The organism is Pseudomonas sp. ES3-33 (assembly GCF_000952175.1).
In the GTDB taxonomy this organism is placed as follows: Bacteria; Pseudomonadota; Gammaproteobacteria; order Pseudomonadales; family Pseudomonadaceae; genus Aquipseudomonas; species Aquipseudomonas gregormendelii.
On record NZ_JZRI01000146.1, the window covers coordinates 1 to 1,362 of the forward strand.

Sequence of the window (1,362 nt, forward strand, 5' to 3'; positions counted from 1 at the left end):
CACTTTCATGAAGTCGTCGTAGATCGACTCCTGCACCAGTGCGCGAGACGGGCAGGTGCAGACTTCGCCCTGGTTGAAGAACGCCAGCACCAGGCCTTCAGCGGCCTTTTCAATGAAAATTTCTTCAGCGTCCATGATGTCGGCGAAGAAGATGTTCGGCGACTTGCCGCCCAGCTCCACGGTGGACGGGATGATATTTTCGGCGGCGCATTTCATGATGTGGGAGCCGACCGGAGTCGAGCCGGTGAAGGCGATCTTGGCGATTCGTTTGCTGGTGGCCAGGGCTTCGCCGGCTTCTTTGCCGAAACCCTGGACCACGTTCAACACGCCGGGCGGCAGTAGGTCGCCGATCAGCTCCATCAGCACGGTGATGCCCAGTGGAGTTTGCTCGGCTGGCTTGAGCACTACGCAGTTGCCGGCTGCCAGCGCCGGGGCAAGCTTCCAGGCGGCCATCAGGATCGGGAAGTTCCACGGAATAATTTGCCCGACCACGCCCAGGGGTTCATGGAAGTGATAGGCCGCGGTGTGTTCGTTGATTTCGGCCGAGCTCCCTTCCTGGGCGCGAATGCAACCGGCGTAGTAGCGGAAGTGGTCCACGGCCAGCGGAATGTCAGCATTCAGCGTTTCACGCACAGCTTTACCGTTGTCCCAGGTTTCGGTAACGGCCAACAGTTCGAGGTTCTGTTCGATGCGGTCGGCTATTTTCAACAGCGCCAAAGAGCGGTCCTGCACCGAGGTTCTGCCCCAGGCATCGGCCGCGGCATGGGCTGCATCCAAAGCCTTGTCGATGTCCTCAGCGCTGGAGCGGGGAAATTCGGCAATTGGTTGGCCATTCACGGGCGAGGTGGTGGTGAAGTACTGACCTTTGACCGGCGCGACGAACTCACCGCCGATGTAGTTGCCGTAACGGGACTTAAAGGAAACGATGGCACCGGGAGTGCCTGGGTGGGCGTAGTTCATGGTTGGATTCTCTTGTTGTTTTTTGGTTGTGACCGTCCTTAGGACGGTCACTGTCATTGACACAAGCCGTGTGGGATCAAGAGCCCTGCGGGGTTTCTCCACGCGCCAGTCGGGCATTGATGTCCTCAATGACGGCAGGTAAATCGACGATGGTGTCGATCAGGTAGTGCGGGCGAGAGCCTTCGAACATCTTGACGATGCGCGCCCGCTCTTCGGCCAACCTGTCCGAAGGCAGGTCCTTGAATTCTGCATAAGTCAGGCCCAGTGCATTGCCAGAGCAGGTCAATGCGACCGTCCACATGCCAGCGCTGCGGCCTTCAAGAATACCTGGCCAGGTGTCGTCGACCTTGACGCAAGCGGCAACATCGCTGATGCCCAATGCGATCACGTTGGCCAGGGCCT

Annotated in this window: 1 protein-coding gene and 1 pseudogene; both read right to left on the reverse strand. The window is 59.1% G+C overall.

Annotated features, from left to right (window positions below; all coding sequences use genetic code 11):
- A partial coding sequence (locus UB23_RS23540; RefSeq protein ID WP_045061664.1) for an aldehyde dehydrogenase family protein occupies positions 1-960 on the reverse strand: 960 nt, incomplete at its 3' end.
- 76 nt (positions 961-1,036) lie between these two features.
- Positions 1,037-1,362, reverse strand: a pseudogene (locus UB23_RS23545) (phosphonoacetaldehyde hydrolase); the annotation flags it as partial.